Source organism: Streptomyces rectiverticillatus, from assembly GCF_013394065.1.
GTDB classification, from domain to species: Bacteria; Actinomycetota; Actinomycetes; order Streptomycetales; family Streptomycetaceae; genus Streptomyces; species Streptomyces rectiverticillatus.
On sequence record NZ_CP040752.1, the window covers coordinates 4,650,713 to 4,665,309 of the forward strand.

General features: G+C 71.8%; 13 protein-coding genes. 8 read left to right on the forward strand and 5 right to left on the reverse strand.

The window, feature by feature from the left end; translation table 11 throughout:
- Positions 1–9 precede the first annotated feature (9 nt).
- The 4 genes from mmpB to FGW37_RS20395 form a co-directional block, all read right to left on the reverse strand.
- Positions 10–138, reverse strand: coding sequence for a morphogenic membrane protein MmpB (mmpB, locus tag FGW37_RS33895; RefSeq protein WP_275477384.1), 129 nt, complete (start codon positions 136–138; stop codon positions 10–12).
- A gap of 69 nt (positions 139–207) precedes the next feature.
- Positions 208–1,644 carry an eCIS core domain-containing protein gene (locus FGW37_RS20385; protein WP_179082368.1) on the reverse strand — a complete coding sequence of 479 codons (1,437 nt, stop codon included), beginning with the start codon at positions 1,642–1,644 and terminating at the stop codon, positions 208–210.
- Positions 1,645–1,705: 61 nt separating this feature from the next.
- Positions 1,706–1,915: an acyl-CoA carboxylase epsilon subunit gene (locus FGW37_RS20390; protein ID WP_179082369.1), complete on the reverse strand. Its 210-nt coding sequence runs from the start codon at positions 1,913–1,915 to the stop codon at positions 1,706–1,708.
- A 20-nt stretch (positions 1,916–1,935) separates the two neighbouring features.
- Positions 1,936–3,525 (reverse strand): acyl-CoA carboxylase subunit beta, encoded by a 1,590-nt coding sequence (locus FGW37_RS20395; RefSeq protein WP_179082370.1) that lies wholly within the window; start codon positions 3,523–3,525, stop codon positions 1,936–1,938.
- A 185-nt stretch (positions 3,526–3,710) separates the two neighbouring features.
- Between FGW37_RS20395 and FGW37_RS20400 the strand changes: the two genes are divergently transcribed.
- The 5 genes from FGW37_RS20400 to hutH all read left to right on the forward strand — a co-directional run bounded on the left by FGW37_RS20400 (position 3,711) and on the right by hutH (position 9,954).
- Complete coding sequence (locus tag FGW37_RS20400; protein WP_179082371.1) at positions 3,711–4,577, forward strand: biotin--[acetyl-CoA-carboxylase] ligase; 867 nt, start codon at positions 3,711–3,713, stop codon at positions 4,575–4,577.
- Positions 4,578–4,668: 91 nt separating this feature from the next.
- Entirely contained in the window at positions 4,669–5,862 is a 1,194-nt protein-coding gene (locus tag FGW37_RS20405; RefSeq protein WP_179082372.1) for an adenylate/guanylate cyclase domain-containing protein, read from the forward strand.
- Between the two features lie 324 nt (positions 5,863–6,186).
- The gene (locus tag FGW37_RS20410; RefSeq protein WP_179082373.1) at positions 6,187–6,981 is read left to right on the forward strand and encodes an enoyl-CoA hydratase/isomerase family protein; all 795 of its coding nucleotides are present in this window, start codon (positions 6,187–6,189) and stop codon (positions 6,979–6,981) included.
- Between the two features lie 194 nt (positions 6,982–7,175).
- Positions 7,176–8,294 (forward strand): GGDEF domain-containing protein, encoded by a 1,119-nt coding sequence (locus FGW37_RS20415; RefSeq protein WP_179084808.1) that lies wholly within the window; start codon positions 7,176–7,178, stop codon positions 8,292–8,294.
- A 121-nt stretch (positions 8,295–8,415) separates the two neighbouring features.
- Positions 8,416–9,954, forward strand: a complete 1,539-nt coding sequence (gene hutH / locus FGW37_RS20420) for a histidine ammonia-lyase (protein WP_179084809.1) — start codon at positions 8,416–8,418, stop codon at positions 9,952–9,954.
- Positions 9,955–10,006: 52 nt separating this feature from the next.
- On the opposite strand, the gene FGW37_RS20425 is transcribed toward hutH, so the two are convergent.
- Entirely contained in the window at positions 10,007–10,291 is a 285-nt protein-coding gene (locus FGW37_RS20425; RefSeq protein ID WP_179082374.1) for a hypothetical protein, read from the reverse strand.
- A 336-nt stretch (positions 10,292–10,627) separates the two neighbouring features.
- Between FGW37_RS20425 and FGW37_RS20430 the strand changes: the two genes are divergently transcribed.
- From FGW37_RS20430 to FGW37_RS20440, 3 genes are all read left to right on the forward strand, one after another.
- Complete coding sequence (locus tag FGW37_RS20430) at positions 10,628–11,905, forward strand: L,D-transpeptidase (protein WP_246430470.1); 1,278 nt, start codon at positions 10,628–10,630, stop codon at positions 11,903–11,905.
- 133 nt (positions 11,906–12,038) lie between these two features.
- Entirely contained in the window at positions 12,039–13,181 is a 1,143-nt protein-coding gene (locus tag FGW37_RS20435) for a GNAT family N-acetyltransferase (RefSeq protein WP_179082375.1), read from the forward strand.
- Positions 13,182–13,361: 180 nt separating this feature from the next.
- On the forward strand, positions 13,362–14,552 hold the full coding sequence (locus FGW37_RS20440) for a DUF2786 domain-containing protein (RefSeq protein WP_179084811.1): 1,191 nt from the start codon (positions 13,362–13,364) through the stop codon (positions 14,550–14,552).
- Positions 14,553–14,597: the final 45 nt, after the last annotated feature.

Below are 14,597 nucleotides of genomic sequence, written 5' to 3' on the forward strand. Positions count from 1 at the left end.
TCCTGTGGCTCAGCCCACGCCCAGGATGACGAAGGCGATCACCATGCCGATCGCGAGCACGAGACCGGCCCGGCGGAGCATCGCCTGCGCCTCGCGCAGCTCCTCGGGGGGTTCGTTCGAAGGGTCCGACCACAGCATCGCCACCATGGTCCCGCCGGGGGGTGCGGAGCGCCTGAGTACGCGTACTCAATCGGCGGGGCGGGGGTGCTACGGCTTGCGCTTCGTGGCCTGGCCCGAGGGGACCAGCCACTTGTTGACGAGGAGGTCGGTCGCTTTGCCCTTGTTGGCGGGCCAGTACGTCGTCGTCCAGTAGTCCTTGATCAGTTTGGCCACCTCGACGGGGTGCGTGGGCGCAGCCTCGGCGAGCATGCTGCCCTCGAAGGTCCGCTTCCAGCTCGCCTCGGCGTAGCCGTAGTACATCGTGCTCTCCGCCACGGCGCCGGCAGTGACGGCTGCAGCGGAGGTGAGCTGGTATCCCCGGGCGGAGACTGCGTCGAGCAACTCCTTCGTTGTGTTGCTCTTGTCCGCCTCGGTGAAGACGTACCGCATGACGAAGGATGCACCCTCGCTGCCCTTACCGGCGGCCGTGGTGAATTCCCGTAGCGCAGGGTTGACGCCGGCGACGTGCCCGCCCATCGAGTGCCCCCACACCGAGCCGACTTTGCCTTCGGCGATGAGCGCGTCGCGGGTCACGGACGCCAGGGAGCCCTTCCCGCCCGGTCGCATACTCTGTTTCTCCCAGTCTTCCTTCTCCTCCCAGACACGGCCTGAATTGCAGGTGAAGAAGACGATGGTGATGTTTGCTGCGAGCGCGGGAGCGATCCCTTGGATGACCGACGCGGCATTCTTGGGAGTGACGCCGCCGACGCCGCAGAAGCTGGGATCGCCGTGCGCGAACAGCGCAAGGACGCGCACCGCGGCCGGGCTGCCCCCGGGCGGCGCGGCCGGGTCCGGTGGGGTCTTTGCGACGGCGGCCTTCAAGAGGGTGCCGATCGCTTGCACCGTCTCTTTCAGAGGGTGGTCCTTGTCGGACATCGCCTCGCCGAACGCGACGTCCGAGGCGGTGACCTTCTTGCCTGTGACGCCCAGTGCCTTCTCCCGCTTGGCCCACGTCCCAGCGGCGTTACCGGCTTCCTCCCTGTCCCTCGCGCTCGGCATCGGCTGGTAGAACGCCAGCGCCACCCCGTTCGGGAACTCTTTGACCAGCCGCTGCCCCAGCGCGGCCTCGGGATCGGCGGGCTTCGCCACCGTCGGCGCAGGGGCCGCCACGTCGTCGCGCTGGACCGCGAGCACTCCGGCGGCCGACTGCTCTACGACGTGCCCGAGCTCGTGGGCGAGCAGCGCCTGCCCGGCCGCGGTGTGCGGTGCGTACATGTCGCGTCCGAAGACCACGTCGTGCCCCACCGTGTACGCCCTGGCATGCAGGCCCGCGGCCAGATCCGCCGCCCGGTCGTCGCTGTGCGTGCGGACGCGGCTGAAGTCGTACGAGAAGCGGGCGGACATGGTCCGGCGCGTCGCGTGGTCCAGGGGAGCGCCGGGTGAGCGGGGGAGGGCGCGGGCGGGGGCCGTCTCCGGGCCGGTGTGAGCGGCGGTGTGCCGCAGGGGGGCGTCCGGGGTGCGGGAGAGGATTTCCTTTCCGCCCATAAAACCGAGTGTGCGCGTACGGGGAGCGGGCCGCGACTGCGGCCCGCCGCCTCCGTACTCGTTATGCAGGCCAGTACGTCGTACGCCACGCCCTCGGGCCCGCCTGCGGCATGCGTGCCGTCGCCAGGCGCCGCGCCGGAGCCGACCACTCCGGGCGGGCCTCGCCCGCCTCGGGCGCGGCGGCGCTGCCCGCCGCCGCGCGGGCCTGGACCACCGCCAGGGCGGCGGCGAGCTCCTCGGGGGTCGGGTTGCCCCTGACTACCTTGATCACCGACGACCTCCTGGACGGATCTAGAGGGGGATGTTGCCGTGCTTCTTCGGCGGCAGCGCCTCGCGCTTGTCCCGCAGCGCCCGCAGGCCCCGCACGATGTGCCGGCGCGTCTCGTTCGGCATGATCACCGCGTCGACGTAGCCGCGCTCGGCGGCCGCGTACGGGTTGAGGAGCGCGTCCTCGTAGTCCGCGATGAGCTTCGCCCGCAGCTCCTCCTGCTCCTCCGGCGTCTCCGCCGCGGCGATCGTGCGGCGGTGGAGGATGTTGACCGCGCCCTGGGCGCCCATGACGGCGATCTGGGCGGTGGGCCAGGCGAGGTTGAGGTCGGCGCCGAGGTGCTTGGAGCCCATGACGTCGTACGCGCCGCCGAACGCCTTGCGGGTGATCACCGTGATCAGCGGGACGGTCGCCTCCGCGTACGCGTAGATCAGCTTGGCGCCGCGCCGGATGATGCCGTTGTACTCCTGGTCGGTGCCGGGCAGGAAGCCGGGCACGTCCACGAAGGTCAGCACCGGCACGTTGAAGGCGTCGCACGTGCGGACGAAGCGGGCGGCCTTCTCGCTGGCGTTGATGTCGAGGCAGCCGGCGAACTGAAGGGGCTGATTGGCGACTATGCCGACCGGCCGGCCCTCCACGCGCCCGAAGCCGGTGATGATGTTCGGCGCGAACAGGGCCTGGGTCTCCAGGAACTCGCCGTCGTCCAGCACGTGCTCGATGGCCGTGTGCATGTCGTACGGCTGGTTGGCCGAGTCCGGGATGAGGGTGTCGAGCTCGCTGTCGGTGGGCGAGATCTCCAGGTCGGCCTCCTCGGGGAAGGCCGGCGGCTCGGAGAGGTTGTTCGAGGGGAGGTAGGACAGGAGCGCCTTGACGTACTCGATGGCGTCCTTCTCGTCCCCGGCCATGTGGTGCGCCACGCCCGAGGTGCTGTTGTGCGTGCGGGCGCCGCCGAGCTCCTCGAAGCCGACGTCCTCGCCGGTGACGGTCTTGATGACGTCGGGGCCGGTGATGAACATGTGCGAGGTCTGGTCGACCATCACCGTGAAGTCGGTGATCGCGGGGGAGTAGACCGCGCCGCCCGCGCAGGGGCCGACGATCAGGGAGATCTGCGGGACGACACCGGAGGCGTGCACGTTGCGGCGGAAGATCTCGCCGAAGAGGCCGAGGGCGACGACGCCCTCCTGGATGCGGGCCCCGCCGCCGTCGTTGATGCCGATGATCGGACAGCCGGTCTTCAGCGCGAAGTCCATGGCCTTGCCGATCTTCTCGCCGTAGACCTCGCCGAGCGAGCCGCCGAAGACCGTGAAGTCCTGGGAGTAGACGCAGACGGTGCGGCCGTCGACGGTGCCGTAGCCGGTGACGACGCCGTCCCCGTACGGGCGGTTCTTCTCGATGCCGAAGTTCGTCGAGCGGTGCCGGGCGAACTCGTCCAGCTCGACGAAGGACCCCTCGTCCAGGAGGAGTTCGATGCGCTCGCGGGCGGTCAGCTTGCCCTTCGCGTGCTGCTTCTCCACGGCGCGCTCGGAGCCGGCGTGCGTGGCCTCCTCGATCCGGCGTTGCAGATCCGCGAGCTTGCCCGCGGTGGTGTGGATGTCGTATTCCGGCTCGGACATCGGGATGCGGCTCCTGCTCGTCCAGAGGTGGGCTGGCTGAGGATGAACTGAGGCTGGCTGTGTCGCTGTGAGGCTGAGTGGGCTAACCGGTGCTACCGGTCCGTAGCGTATCCGCGCGGGTGCGCTGCGGCAGTGCGTCGTTGGCCACACCGGTATGCCTCCACTTCCCTCCTATGGTGGCTCTTATGACGCCTCCTGAGACGCCTTCCCCCTCCGGCGGCCGCTGGTCCGATCTCGACCGGCCGCCGCTCAACGTCACCGCCCTGCGGCGCGGGCTGCTGCGGCCCGGCGCGCTGTGGACCTCGGTGGACGTGGTGGCGCGGACGGGCTCGACGAACACCGACCTCGTGGCCGCCGGCGGGCCCGAAGGAGCGGTGCTCGTCGCGGAGGAGCAGTCCGCCGGGCGCGGGCGGCTCGACCGCACGTGGACGGCGCCGCCGCGGTCCGGCCTCTTCTTCTCCGTCCTGCTGCGGCCCGGCCCGGACGTGCCCGTGGAGCGGTGGGGCTGGCTGCCGCTGCTCGCCGGGGTCGCCACCGCGGCCGCGCTGTCCCGGGCGGCCGGCGTCGACACGGCGCTGAAGTGGCCCAACGACCTGCTCGTGACGGTCGACGGGCACGAGCGCAAGGCCGGCGGGATCCTCGCCGAGCGGACCGGGGACGCCGTCGTCGTCGGCATCGGCCTGAACGTGTCCCTGCGGGCCGACGAGCTGCCCGTACCCACGGCGGGCTCGCTGGCGCTGGCCGGAGCGCAGGTACTGGACCGCGATCCGCTGCTGCGCGCCGTACTCCGTTCGCTGGAGGAGTGGTACGGCCGGTGGCGCGACGCGGCGGGCGATCCGGCGCAGAGCCGGCTGCAGGAGGCGTACGCGGCCGGGTGCGCCACGATCGGGCGCCACGTGCGGGCCGAACTTCCCGGCGGCCGTGAGCTGGTCGGAGAGGCCGTGGCCGTCGACGGGGACGGGCGGCTGGTGCTCGCCACCGGCGACGGAGTGCAGCAGCCCGTGGGCGCCGGCGACATCATTCACGTACGGCCCGCCCCGTCGGAAGAGTGAGCTACGGCACACCTGTCGTATCGTTGTGCCCAGAACCTAAGCGAGCAGTGATCGGCAGGGCAGTGCGCACGGATCGGACAGGGGGCGGGCGGTGACCGCCGACGGTGGGGGAACCTCCCGTGCCGTGAGGGCTACGGGCGAGGACGGTGCTGCTGCGCGCGACGGTGGCGCTGCGCGTGACGGTGGCGGTGCGCGTGACGGTGGCGGTGTTATGCCTGGTGTCGACGAGGAGTACGGCGACGAGCCGGGCGACGAGGGCGGAGACCCCATCGCGCTCCGCCTCGAAGCGCTGATCCTCGGCGCCGAGCGCCGCTACACCCCCTTCCAGGCCGCCCGCGCCGCCGGCGTCTCCATGGACCTCGCCTCCCGCTTCTGGCGGGCCATGGGCTTCGCCGACATCGGGCAGGCCAAGGCCCTGACCGAGGCCGACGTGCTCGCGCTGCGCCGGCTGGCCGGTCTCGTGGAGGCCGGGCTGCTCAGCGAGCCGATGGCCGTGCAGGTCGCCCGGTCCACCGGGCAGACCACGGCGCGCCTCGCCGACTGGCAGATCGACTCCTTCCTGGAGGGCCTGACGGAGCCCCAGGAACCCGGCATGACGCGGACGGAGATCACCTACCCGCTCGTCGAGCTGCTGCTGCCGGAGCTGGAAGAGTTCCTTATCTACGTGTGGCGGCGGCAGCTGGCCGCCGCCACGGGGCGGGTCGTGCAGGCCCAGGACGACGCGGAGATGGTCGACCGGCGGCTGGCCGTGGGCTTCGCCGACCTCGTCGGGTTCACGCGGTTGACGCGGCGTCTGGAGGAGGAAGAGCTCGGGGAGCTCGTCGAGGCCTTCGAGACCACTGCGGCCGATCTGGTGGCTGCGCACGGGGGGCGTCTGATCAAGACGCTGGGTGACGAGGTGCTGTACTCGGCGGATGACGCCGGGACCGCTGCCGAGATCGGGCTGCGGCTCATCGAGACCATGACCCACGACGAGACCATGCCCGAGCTGCGGGTCGGCATCGCGTTCGGCACGGTGACGACGCGGATGGGCGACGTCTTCGGTACGACGGTGAACCTGGCGTCGCGGCTGACGTCGATAGCGCCGAAGGACGCGGTGCTCGTCGACCAGGCGCTGGCGGAGGAGCTGACGCGCAGCGGCGACGCGCCGAAGTCCGAGGCGGATGTGGGGGAGGGCGAGGAGGCGGCTGCGGGGTACCGCTTTGCGCTGCAGCCGATGTGGCAGCGGCCGGTTCGGGGGCTGGGCATGGTGGAGCCGTGGTTGCTGTCGCGGAGGGGTGGCTGACCGGCGCCCTTCGTGCGGGGCCGGTGCGGGGCTGGTGCGGGGCTGGTGCGGGGCCGGAGCTGGTGCCGGTGCCGGTGCCGGGGCCTCCGGGGTGGGGGTTCGGGGCCGTATATTTACGGGCCGGCGCCCCTGGCCGTGAGCGCACCCGGAAGCGGGCCCGCAAATACACGTCAGCGCCCCGAACCCCCACCCCTGCGGCCCCGTCACCTCCCGCCGTCTTCGGGTGCGGGCCCTCGTCTTCGGGTATGGCCCTGCTGGGCGGGTACACGGCATGATCGGGTTCGGCATGTTTACCTGCGTTAACCCCATCTCGGAGGGTGAACCATGAGCGAGCAGCGTTTCGGAGAGTGGATCGCGGTCCGGCGGCACGGCTACGTGGCCGAGCTCGTTTTGGATCGGCCCAAGGCCATGAACGCCGTGTCCAGTGAGCTGGCCGCTCGGCTTGCTGAGGCGGCTCGGGCTCTTGGCGAGGATGAGTCCGTGCGGGTTGTCATTCTTACTTCTACGCATGAGCGTGCTTTTTGTGTGGGGGCCGATCTCAAGGAGCGGAACTCCTTTACGGATGCCGATTTGAGCCGGCAGCGGCCGTACGCTCGTGCCGCCTACACGGGTGTGCTGGAGCTGCCGATGCCCACCATCGCCGCGGTGCACGGGTTCGCGCTCGGTGGTGGGTTCGAGCTGGCCTTGTCGTGCGATGTGATCGTGGCTGACGCGACGGCTGTGGTGGGGCTTCCGGAGGTTTCGGTGGGTGTCATCCCCGGGGGTGGCGGGACGCAGCTTCTGCCCCGGCGGGTGGGGGCCGCCCGTGCCGCCGAGCTTATTTTCAGTGCGCGGCGTGTGGAGGCCGGGGAAGCGCGGGACTTGGGGCTGGTTGATCAGCTTGTTCCCGAGGGGCAGGATCGTGTGGAGGCGCTTGCGCTGGCGGCTCGTATCGCCGCCAACTCCCCCGTCGGACTGCGGGCCGCCAAGCGGGCGCTGCGGCTGGGGCACGGCCTGGATCTGCGGGCCGGGCTGGAGGTCGAGGACGCGGCGTGGAGGTCCGTGGCCTTCTCCGGTGACCGGGCCGAGGGCGTGGCGGCCTTCAACGAGAAGCGCAAACCCGAGTGGCCGGGGCGCTGAGCACGTCGTTCGCCGCCGTCACCTGCGGGGAAGAGGTGACAGGAGGGCGCTACGGCCGTCATGCGGCGGAATGCGGCCGACATTCTTAGGCTGGAGTGCAGAATCTGCGCTCAGCAACGGAATGTGAGGCTCGGGTGGCAGCAGGCGGGGAGTGCGACGGTCGGCTGCGCGCCGTGGTGGAGCTCGCGCAGTCGATGGCGGCCGCGCGCACTGCGCTGGAGACCGTGTCCGCCGCCGCGGAGCGGGTGATGTCCGCCCTGGAGGGCAGCTTCGCCGCGGTCTCCGTGTGGGAGCGCGAGCGCGGGCGGCTGCGCGTCCTGGTCAATGCGGGGGAGCTGACCGCGGGCGAGGAGCGCTTCCCGGAGGACGAGTCGTACCCGGTGCACGACTTCCCCGAGATCGTGGAGTTCCTCCACGAGGAGTGGGTCGGCGGCGGTGCCGAGCCCCGCGCCTGGGTCGAGAACATGGACGGTGCCGCGGAGCAGGGCGGTGCGGGCGGCCCCGGCGCCTACCGGCACGAGCGGGTGGCGGCGCTGCGCCGCCGGGGCCGGGGCTGCTGCGTGGTCGCTCCCGTCGTGCTGCACGGGCGGGCGTGGGGCGAGCTGTACGTGGCCCGGCCGCCCGGCGCACCCGCCTTCGGCCGCGCGGACGCCGACTTCGCGACCGTCCTGGCCTCCGTCGCGGCGGCGGGGATCGCCCAGACCGAGCGCCTGGAGGAGGTCCGCCGCCTCGCCTTCACCGACCCGCTGACCGGGCTCGCCAACCGGCGCGCGGTGGATGCGCGCCTGGACGAGGCGGTGGAGCGCCACCTTGCGGACGGTGTCGTCGTCAGCCTGGTGGTGTGCGATCTCAACGGCCTCAAGCGCGTCAACGACACCCTGGGGCACGCGGTCGGCGACCGTCTGCTGGAGCGGTTCGGCTCGGTGCTCTCGCTGTGCGGGGCCATGCTGCCCGGGGCGCTGGCGGCGCGCCTGGGCGGCGACGAGTTCTGTCTGCTGACGGTGGGGCCGACGGCGGACGAGGTGGTGCGCGTCGCGGGCGAACTGTGCCGCAGAGCCGATGGGTTGGAGCTGGGGGAGGGCGTCGCGTGCGGCGTCGCCTCCACCGGCGATGCGATCGGGGCGGTGGGCACGGCCCGCCGGCTCTTCCGTCTCGCGGACGCCGCGCAGTACCGGGCGAAGGCGGCGCGCGCGGCCGAGCCGGTCGTCGCCGGGCGGGCCGGGGGACCGGCCGATCCCGTGGTCCGGCTCGCGGATCACCCGCCGGCCGCGCCGGTGGCCGAGCGGCGGCGCTTCCGGGGGCGGCGGCCGTGACGGAGGCGGTTCGCGGCCCCGGTCCGGTATGCGGAACGAGTCCCTACGCGTTGTACCTGACAGGCCACTCATCGGCTATGTACAGGCGGCGATTCAGTCTCTAGGGTGCCTGAATATGGATATGCACACTGTGGTGGTGGGGACGGCCGGGACGACCGCGGAAGACGTGATCGCCGTGGCACGGGGCGCCGCGCGCGTCGTCGTATCGGAAGAAGCACTGGCCGCCGTCGCCGAGTCGCGCCGCGTCATCGACGACCTCGCCGCCAAGCCCGACCCCGTCTACGGCGTCTCCACCGGCTTCGGAGCCCTCGCCGTCCGCCACATCAGCCCCGAGCTGCGCGCCCAGCTGCAGCGCAACATCGTGCGCTCGCACGCCGCCGGCATGGGGCCGCGCGTCGAGCGCGAGGTCGTCCGCGCGCTGATGTTCCTGCGCATGAAGACCCTCGCCTCGGGCCGCACCGGCGTGCGCCCGCTCGTGGTCGAGACCATGGCCGCGATCCTCAACGCCGGCATCACCCCCGTCGTGCACGAGTACGGCTCCCTCGGCTGCTCCGGCGACCTCGCGCCGCTCTCCCACTGCGCGCTCACGCTCATGGGGGAGGGCGACGCCGAGGGCCCCGACGGCACCGTCAAGCCGGCCGGGCAGCTGCTCGCCGAGCACGGCATCGAGCCCGTGGAGCTGCGCGAGAAGGAGGGCCTCGCCCTCCTCAACGGCACCGACGGCATGCTCGGCATGCTGGTCATGGCCTGCGCGGACCTCGCCAGGCTGCTGACCTCGGCCGACGTCACCGCCGCCCTGTCGCTCGAGGCCCTGCTCGGCACCGAGAAGGTCCTCGCGCCCGAGCTGCACGCCATCCGCCCGCACCCCGGCCAGGGGGCCAGCGCCGACAACATGCTGCGCGTCCTCGCCGGCTCCGGGCTCACCGGGCACCACCAGGACGACGCGCCGCGCGTCCAGGACGCCTACTCCATCCGCTGCGCCCCGCAGGTCGCCGGCGCCGGCCGCGACACCCTCGCGCACGCCCGCCTGGTCGCCGACCGCGAGCTCGCCTCCGCCGTCGACAACCCCGTCGTACTGCCCGACGGCCGCGTGGAGTCCAACGGCAACTTCCACGGCGCCCCGGTCGCGTATGTCCTGGACTTCCTCGCCATCGCCGCCGCCGACCTCGCCTCCATCGCCGAGCGCCGCACCGACCGGCTGCTCGACAAGAACCGCTCGCACGGCCTGCCGCCCTTCCTGGCGGGCGACGCGGGCGTCGACTCCGGCCTGATGATCGCGCAGTACACGCAGGCCGCCCTCGTCAGCGAGATGAAGCGGCTGGCCGTCCCCGCTTCGGTGGACTCCATCCCGTCCTCCGCGATGCAGGAGGACCACGTCTCCATGGGCTGGTCGGCGGCGCGCAAGCTGCGCACGGCCCTGGACGCCCTCGCGCGCGTCATCGCCGTCGAGCTGGTCGCCGCGACCCGGGCCGTCGAGCTGCGCGAAGGCCTGACGCCGTCGCCCGCCACGCAGGCGGTGCTCAAGGCCGTGCGCGCCGCGGGCGTCGAGGGCCCCGGCGGGGACCGCTTCCTCGCCCCGGACCTGGCCCGGGCCGAGGAGTTCGTACGGGCCGGGAAGCTCGTGGAAGCGGTTGAACCCGTAACGGGTCCGCTCGCGTAGCCGCGTTGAGGCTGAGAAGGTAAAGCGAGAAGGTAAAGAAGGTAAAGGTTGGTCAGCGGTCCGCCGTGCGCGTCCTGCGCACGGCGACCGTCACCAGCGCTCCGCCCGCCGCCACGAGGGCAACTCCCCCGAATACGTAGGGAGTGGTGTCGACGCTACCCGAGTCGGCAAGGGAAAGATGCTGCTCAGAGCCCTGCACGGGGGGTGTCGCGAGGCGGGCTTCCGGGGCGGGCCGGTCCGTCCGCTCGGCCGTCGCGTTCGCGGTCGGCATGAACCACACCGCACACAGGAGCGACCCTGCGGCGACGGCGGTCAGCAGCGGTCGGCGTGCGGTCACGGAGGAATCCCCCTCGGCGCGGCGGAATTTGAAAGGCACGGCACGTCCGCCGCTCCCGGGCTGACTCGATGTCAGTGACCCGATGGTAGTGATACGAACGGCCCTGAGGAAGTCATGGGTTTCCGGCGGTCACTGCCGCCCCGCGCCCCGCAACCGCCCCCGTCCCTATCAGGACCCCCGCTATCATGGCGCCCCTCCGAGGGGCTCTGCAGGCGTGGCCTTCCCCACATTCTCCAAGGGTGTGGAACGGACGAACCGGTGCAGGCGTTCCTTGAAGTAGTAGCCGGGAATCGTGCTGCCCCACGGTTCGGCTCGGGGATAGGGGCCGCAGGAGCAATGGAGAAGCGTGTGATGACGTACGGCAAGCGCCGCAAGGCTCTCACGGCCGCGGCCGCTGTGCTCGGCGGTGTACTGACCCTCGCCGCCTGCGGCGGTGGCGACGACGACGGCGGCAAGAGCAGCTCCAGCAGCAGCGGCAAGGAGCAGAACAAGGTCGACGCCGCGGCCGCGAAGGAAGCCTCCAAGGCGCAGATCAAGATCGCGCAGAAGGACGGCTCCGCCAACGCGGGCATCGCGGCGGACAACGCCAAGGTCACCGTCAGTGACGGTACGCTCACCAGCGTCAAGATGACGACGGACAAGGGCACCCCGGTCGAGGGCACGATATCGCCGGACAAGACGTCCTGGCAGCCCAAGGCGCAGCTCGAGCGCTCGACCAAGTACAAGATCGTGGTCGAGGCGGTCGACTCCGACAAGCGCAAGGCCACGGAGAACTCCTCGTTCACCACGGTCTCGCCGACCAACAGCTTCATCGGCTCCTTCACGCCGGAGGACGGCTCGACCGTCGGCGTCGGCATGCCCGTCTCGATCAACTTCGACAAGCCGATCAAGGACCGCAAGGCCGTCCAGTCGCACATCGAGGTGAACTCGAGCAGCGGCCAGAAGGTCGTCGGCCACTGGTTCGGCGACCAGCGCATCGACTTCCGCCCCCAGGACTACTGGAAGGCCAACTCCCAGGTCACCCTGAAGCTCGACCTGGACGGCGTCGAGGGCGCCCCGGGCGTCAAGGGCGTCCAGAAGAAGACCATCTCCTTCAAGGTCGGTCACGCACAGGTCGCCACGGTGGACACCAAGACCCACCAGATGACGGTCGTCCGGGACGGCAAGACCATCAAGACCATCCCGATCTCGGCCGGCAGCCCCGAGAACCCCACGTACAACGGCAAGATGGTGATCTCCGAGAAGTTCAAGGAGACCCGGATGGACGGCTCCACCGTCGGCTTCACCAAGGGCGACGGCAAGGGCGAGTACGACATCAAGGACGTGCCGCACGCCATGCGCCTGTCCACCTCCGGCACCTTCATCCACGGCAACTACTGGGGCAGCGGCATCTTCGGCACGGCCAACACCAGCCACGGCTGCATCGGCCTGCAGGACAAGCAGGGTGCCGACGACCCCAACACCTCGGGTTCCTGGTTCTTCAGCAACTCCCAGATCGGTGACATCGTCGAGGTGAAGAACTCGCCCGACAAGACCATCGCTCCGGAAAACGGCCTCAACGGCTGGAACATGGACTGGAACGCGTGGGTCGCGGGGAGCGCGACCGGTTCCTGACCCCGGGTTCCGCGCCTGAGGGCTCTTCGACCGCCGGACGCCGGGCGGGCTGGGAAACCAGCCCGCCCGGCGTTTGCGTTGCCGCGGCAAAAACCGCACGACAACCCCGGGCGCGAAACGTAGCGTGCGCTGGATGAGCGAACTTCTGCGATCGGGCGTCGAGCGCTCGAATGTCGAGCGCGTGGGTGTCGAGCGCCTGGGTGCCGCCCCCTCCGAGGAAGAGATCGACGCCTGGCACGCCGTCGTCACCGCCGCGCACACCCACGACATGCCTGCCGGGGTGCCGGGGCCCGGGCGGGTGGAGACGGCCGGCCAGCTGCGGATCCCCGCGTCGCGCAGCAGGATCGTCCGGCTGGTGGTCCCGCTGCCCGGCGGTGGCGGTCCCGGTTACGCGGGCGTCGCCCTCCTGCGGCTCTTCGAGGACGCGCCGAACCGCACCACCGCCTGGATCGGGCGGCTCGCCGTCCGGCCCGACCAGCGGCGGCGCGGCATCGGCACGCTGCTGTGGCAGGAGATACAGGCCGTCCTGGAGCGGGAGCAGCGGCAGTCGGTGAGCGTGGAGGTCGAAATCGGGGGTGAGGGCGAGCAGTTCGCGAGGAATCGTGGGTTCGCGTGCGGGTTGCAGCTCGTTGTGTACGTGCAGAGGATCGCTGACGCGGTCGCTGGTGACGTAGCCGGTGACGCCGTCGGGCCGGAGCTGCCCGACGGTTACCGCTTCGTGGAGTGGACGGGCGCCGTACCCACCGCATACGCCGCGGCGTTCGCCGGCGTCAGGAACGCCATGGCCGACGCCCCGATGGGCGAGCTCGACCAGGAGCCCATGCGCTGGGACGCGGAGAGCATCACCGCCGCCCAGAGCGCGTACGGGGAGCGCGGGGGCGCCCTGTTCACCGTCGCCGTGGCGGCGCCCGACGGTACGCACGCGGCCCTCACGGAGGTCGGCCTGCGCTCGCCCGGCGATGTCCGCGCGCAGCAGTACGAGACCGCCGTGGCGCCCGCCCACCGGGGCCTGGGCCTCGGCCGAGCCGTCAAGTTGCGCATGCTGCAGCTGCTGCGCGAGCAGGAGCCGCCCGTACGGGAGATCGCCACGCACGTCGCCGACGACAACGGTCCGATGCGCGCCGTCAACAAGATGCTGGGCTACCGGCCGGAGCGTTCCGTAGGGATCTTCCAGGCGCGGGTGCCGGACGCGGTGCTGCAGACGCTGCGGGATGGTGCGGAGGCCGGTGCGGAAGATGGCGCGGAGGACTCCCCGGGACAGCCTGCGGAATGGTAGCCTCCGCGCGCTGACCTGGGCGGTAACCCTGGGCGACACAGCTGTCACGGACAATGTCACGGACAATGGGCTGGACAATGGGCCGTACGTCGTGCGTCATGCAAGGAAGAGAGTTCCGTGGCCGAACGCAGGAAGCAGCAGCAAGCGCGGCAGCAGGAGCGGCTGGAGGACACCGCCCTCTTGGAGTCCGTCGAGGCGGCCCTGGCCTCCCTGCGCACACACGGCCCCGGCACCCTCGACGACGCCGTCTACGCCGCCGCGTCCGCCCTCAGCGCCGCCCCTGCCGGCTGGGAGGCCCTCAGCCGCGCCGTCGTGCGCACGGCGTCGGCGACCATACGCGGCTGCTGGGAGCGCGGCTGGCAGCCCGCCGACGTGATCCGGCTCGCCCGGCGCGAGCTCACCCCCGTCGAAGTGCGCTTCGCCGTGGCCGCGCTGGCCGCCGAGGCGCGCCGCTACGCACCCGACACCCTCGGCGCCCGCTGGACTGTGCAGCTGCGCGAGCTCCAGGCGCGGGTGTGGTGGGACGACGACGCGGCCTTCCTGGAGGGCTTCGCACAGCGCGAGCGCCTCAGCCGCTTCGAGACCGTCGCGTGCGCGCTCGGCGCGCTGCGGCTCGCCGCCGGCCTGCCGCGTACCGGGCCGGTCGGGCCGATGCCCGGCGCCGCGTACACCCGGCCCGGCGTGCACGTCGAACCGCGCGTCCTGGGCCGCATCCGCGCGCTGCTGGCCAAGGCCGAGTCCACCGACTTCCCCGAGGAGGCCGAGGCGCTCTCCGCCAAGGCCCAGGAGCTCATGGCGCGGCACTCCATGGACGAGGCGCTGCTGGCCGCCCACGCCGACGGGGCCGCCGCCGACGGGCCCGGCGCCTGCCGGATCGGCGTCGAGGGCCCGTACGAGTCCGCGAAGGCGCTGCTGCTGGACGCGGTGGCCGGCGCCAACCACTGCCAGGCCGTGTGGTCCGCCGACCACTGCTTCTCCACCGTCGTCGGCTTCGATGCCGACCTGGAGCTGGTGGAGCTCATGTACACCTCCCTGCTGGTCCAGGCCACCACCGCGATGCACCGCGCGGCCGACGCCCACCACGCGGGCGGGCGCTCGCGCCGCACCCGCGACTTCCGCGAGTCGTTCCTGATCGCCTACGCGTCCCGCATCGGCGAGCGGCTCGCGGCGGCGGTGCGCGACGCGACGGCCGAGGCCGTGGCGCAGGAAGCGCGGCCCGAGGTGCTGCCGGTGCTCGCCGCGCGTGACCTGGCGGTCGGCGAGACCGCCGAACGGCTCTTCCCCCAGACCACCTCGCACCGGCTGAAGGGGCGCGACGCGGACGGCTGGGCGCGGGGGGCGGAGGCGGCGGACGCGGCGGAGCTGGGGTGAGGGGGCTGGGGTGAGGGGGCTGGGGTGAAGATGCTGCTTCCGGGC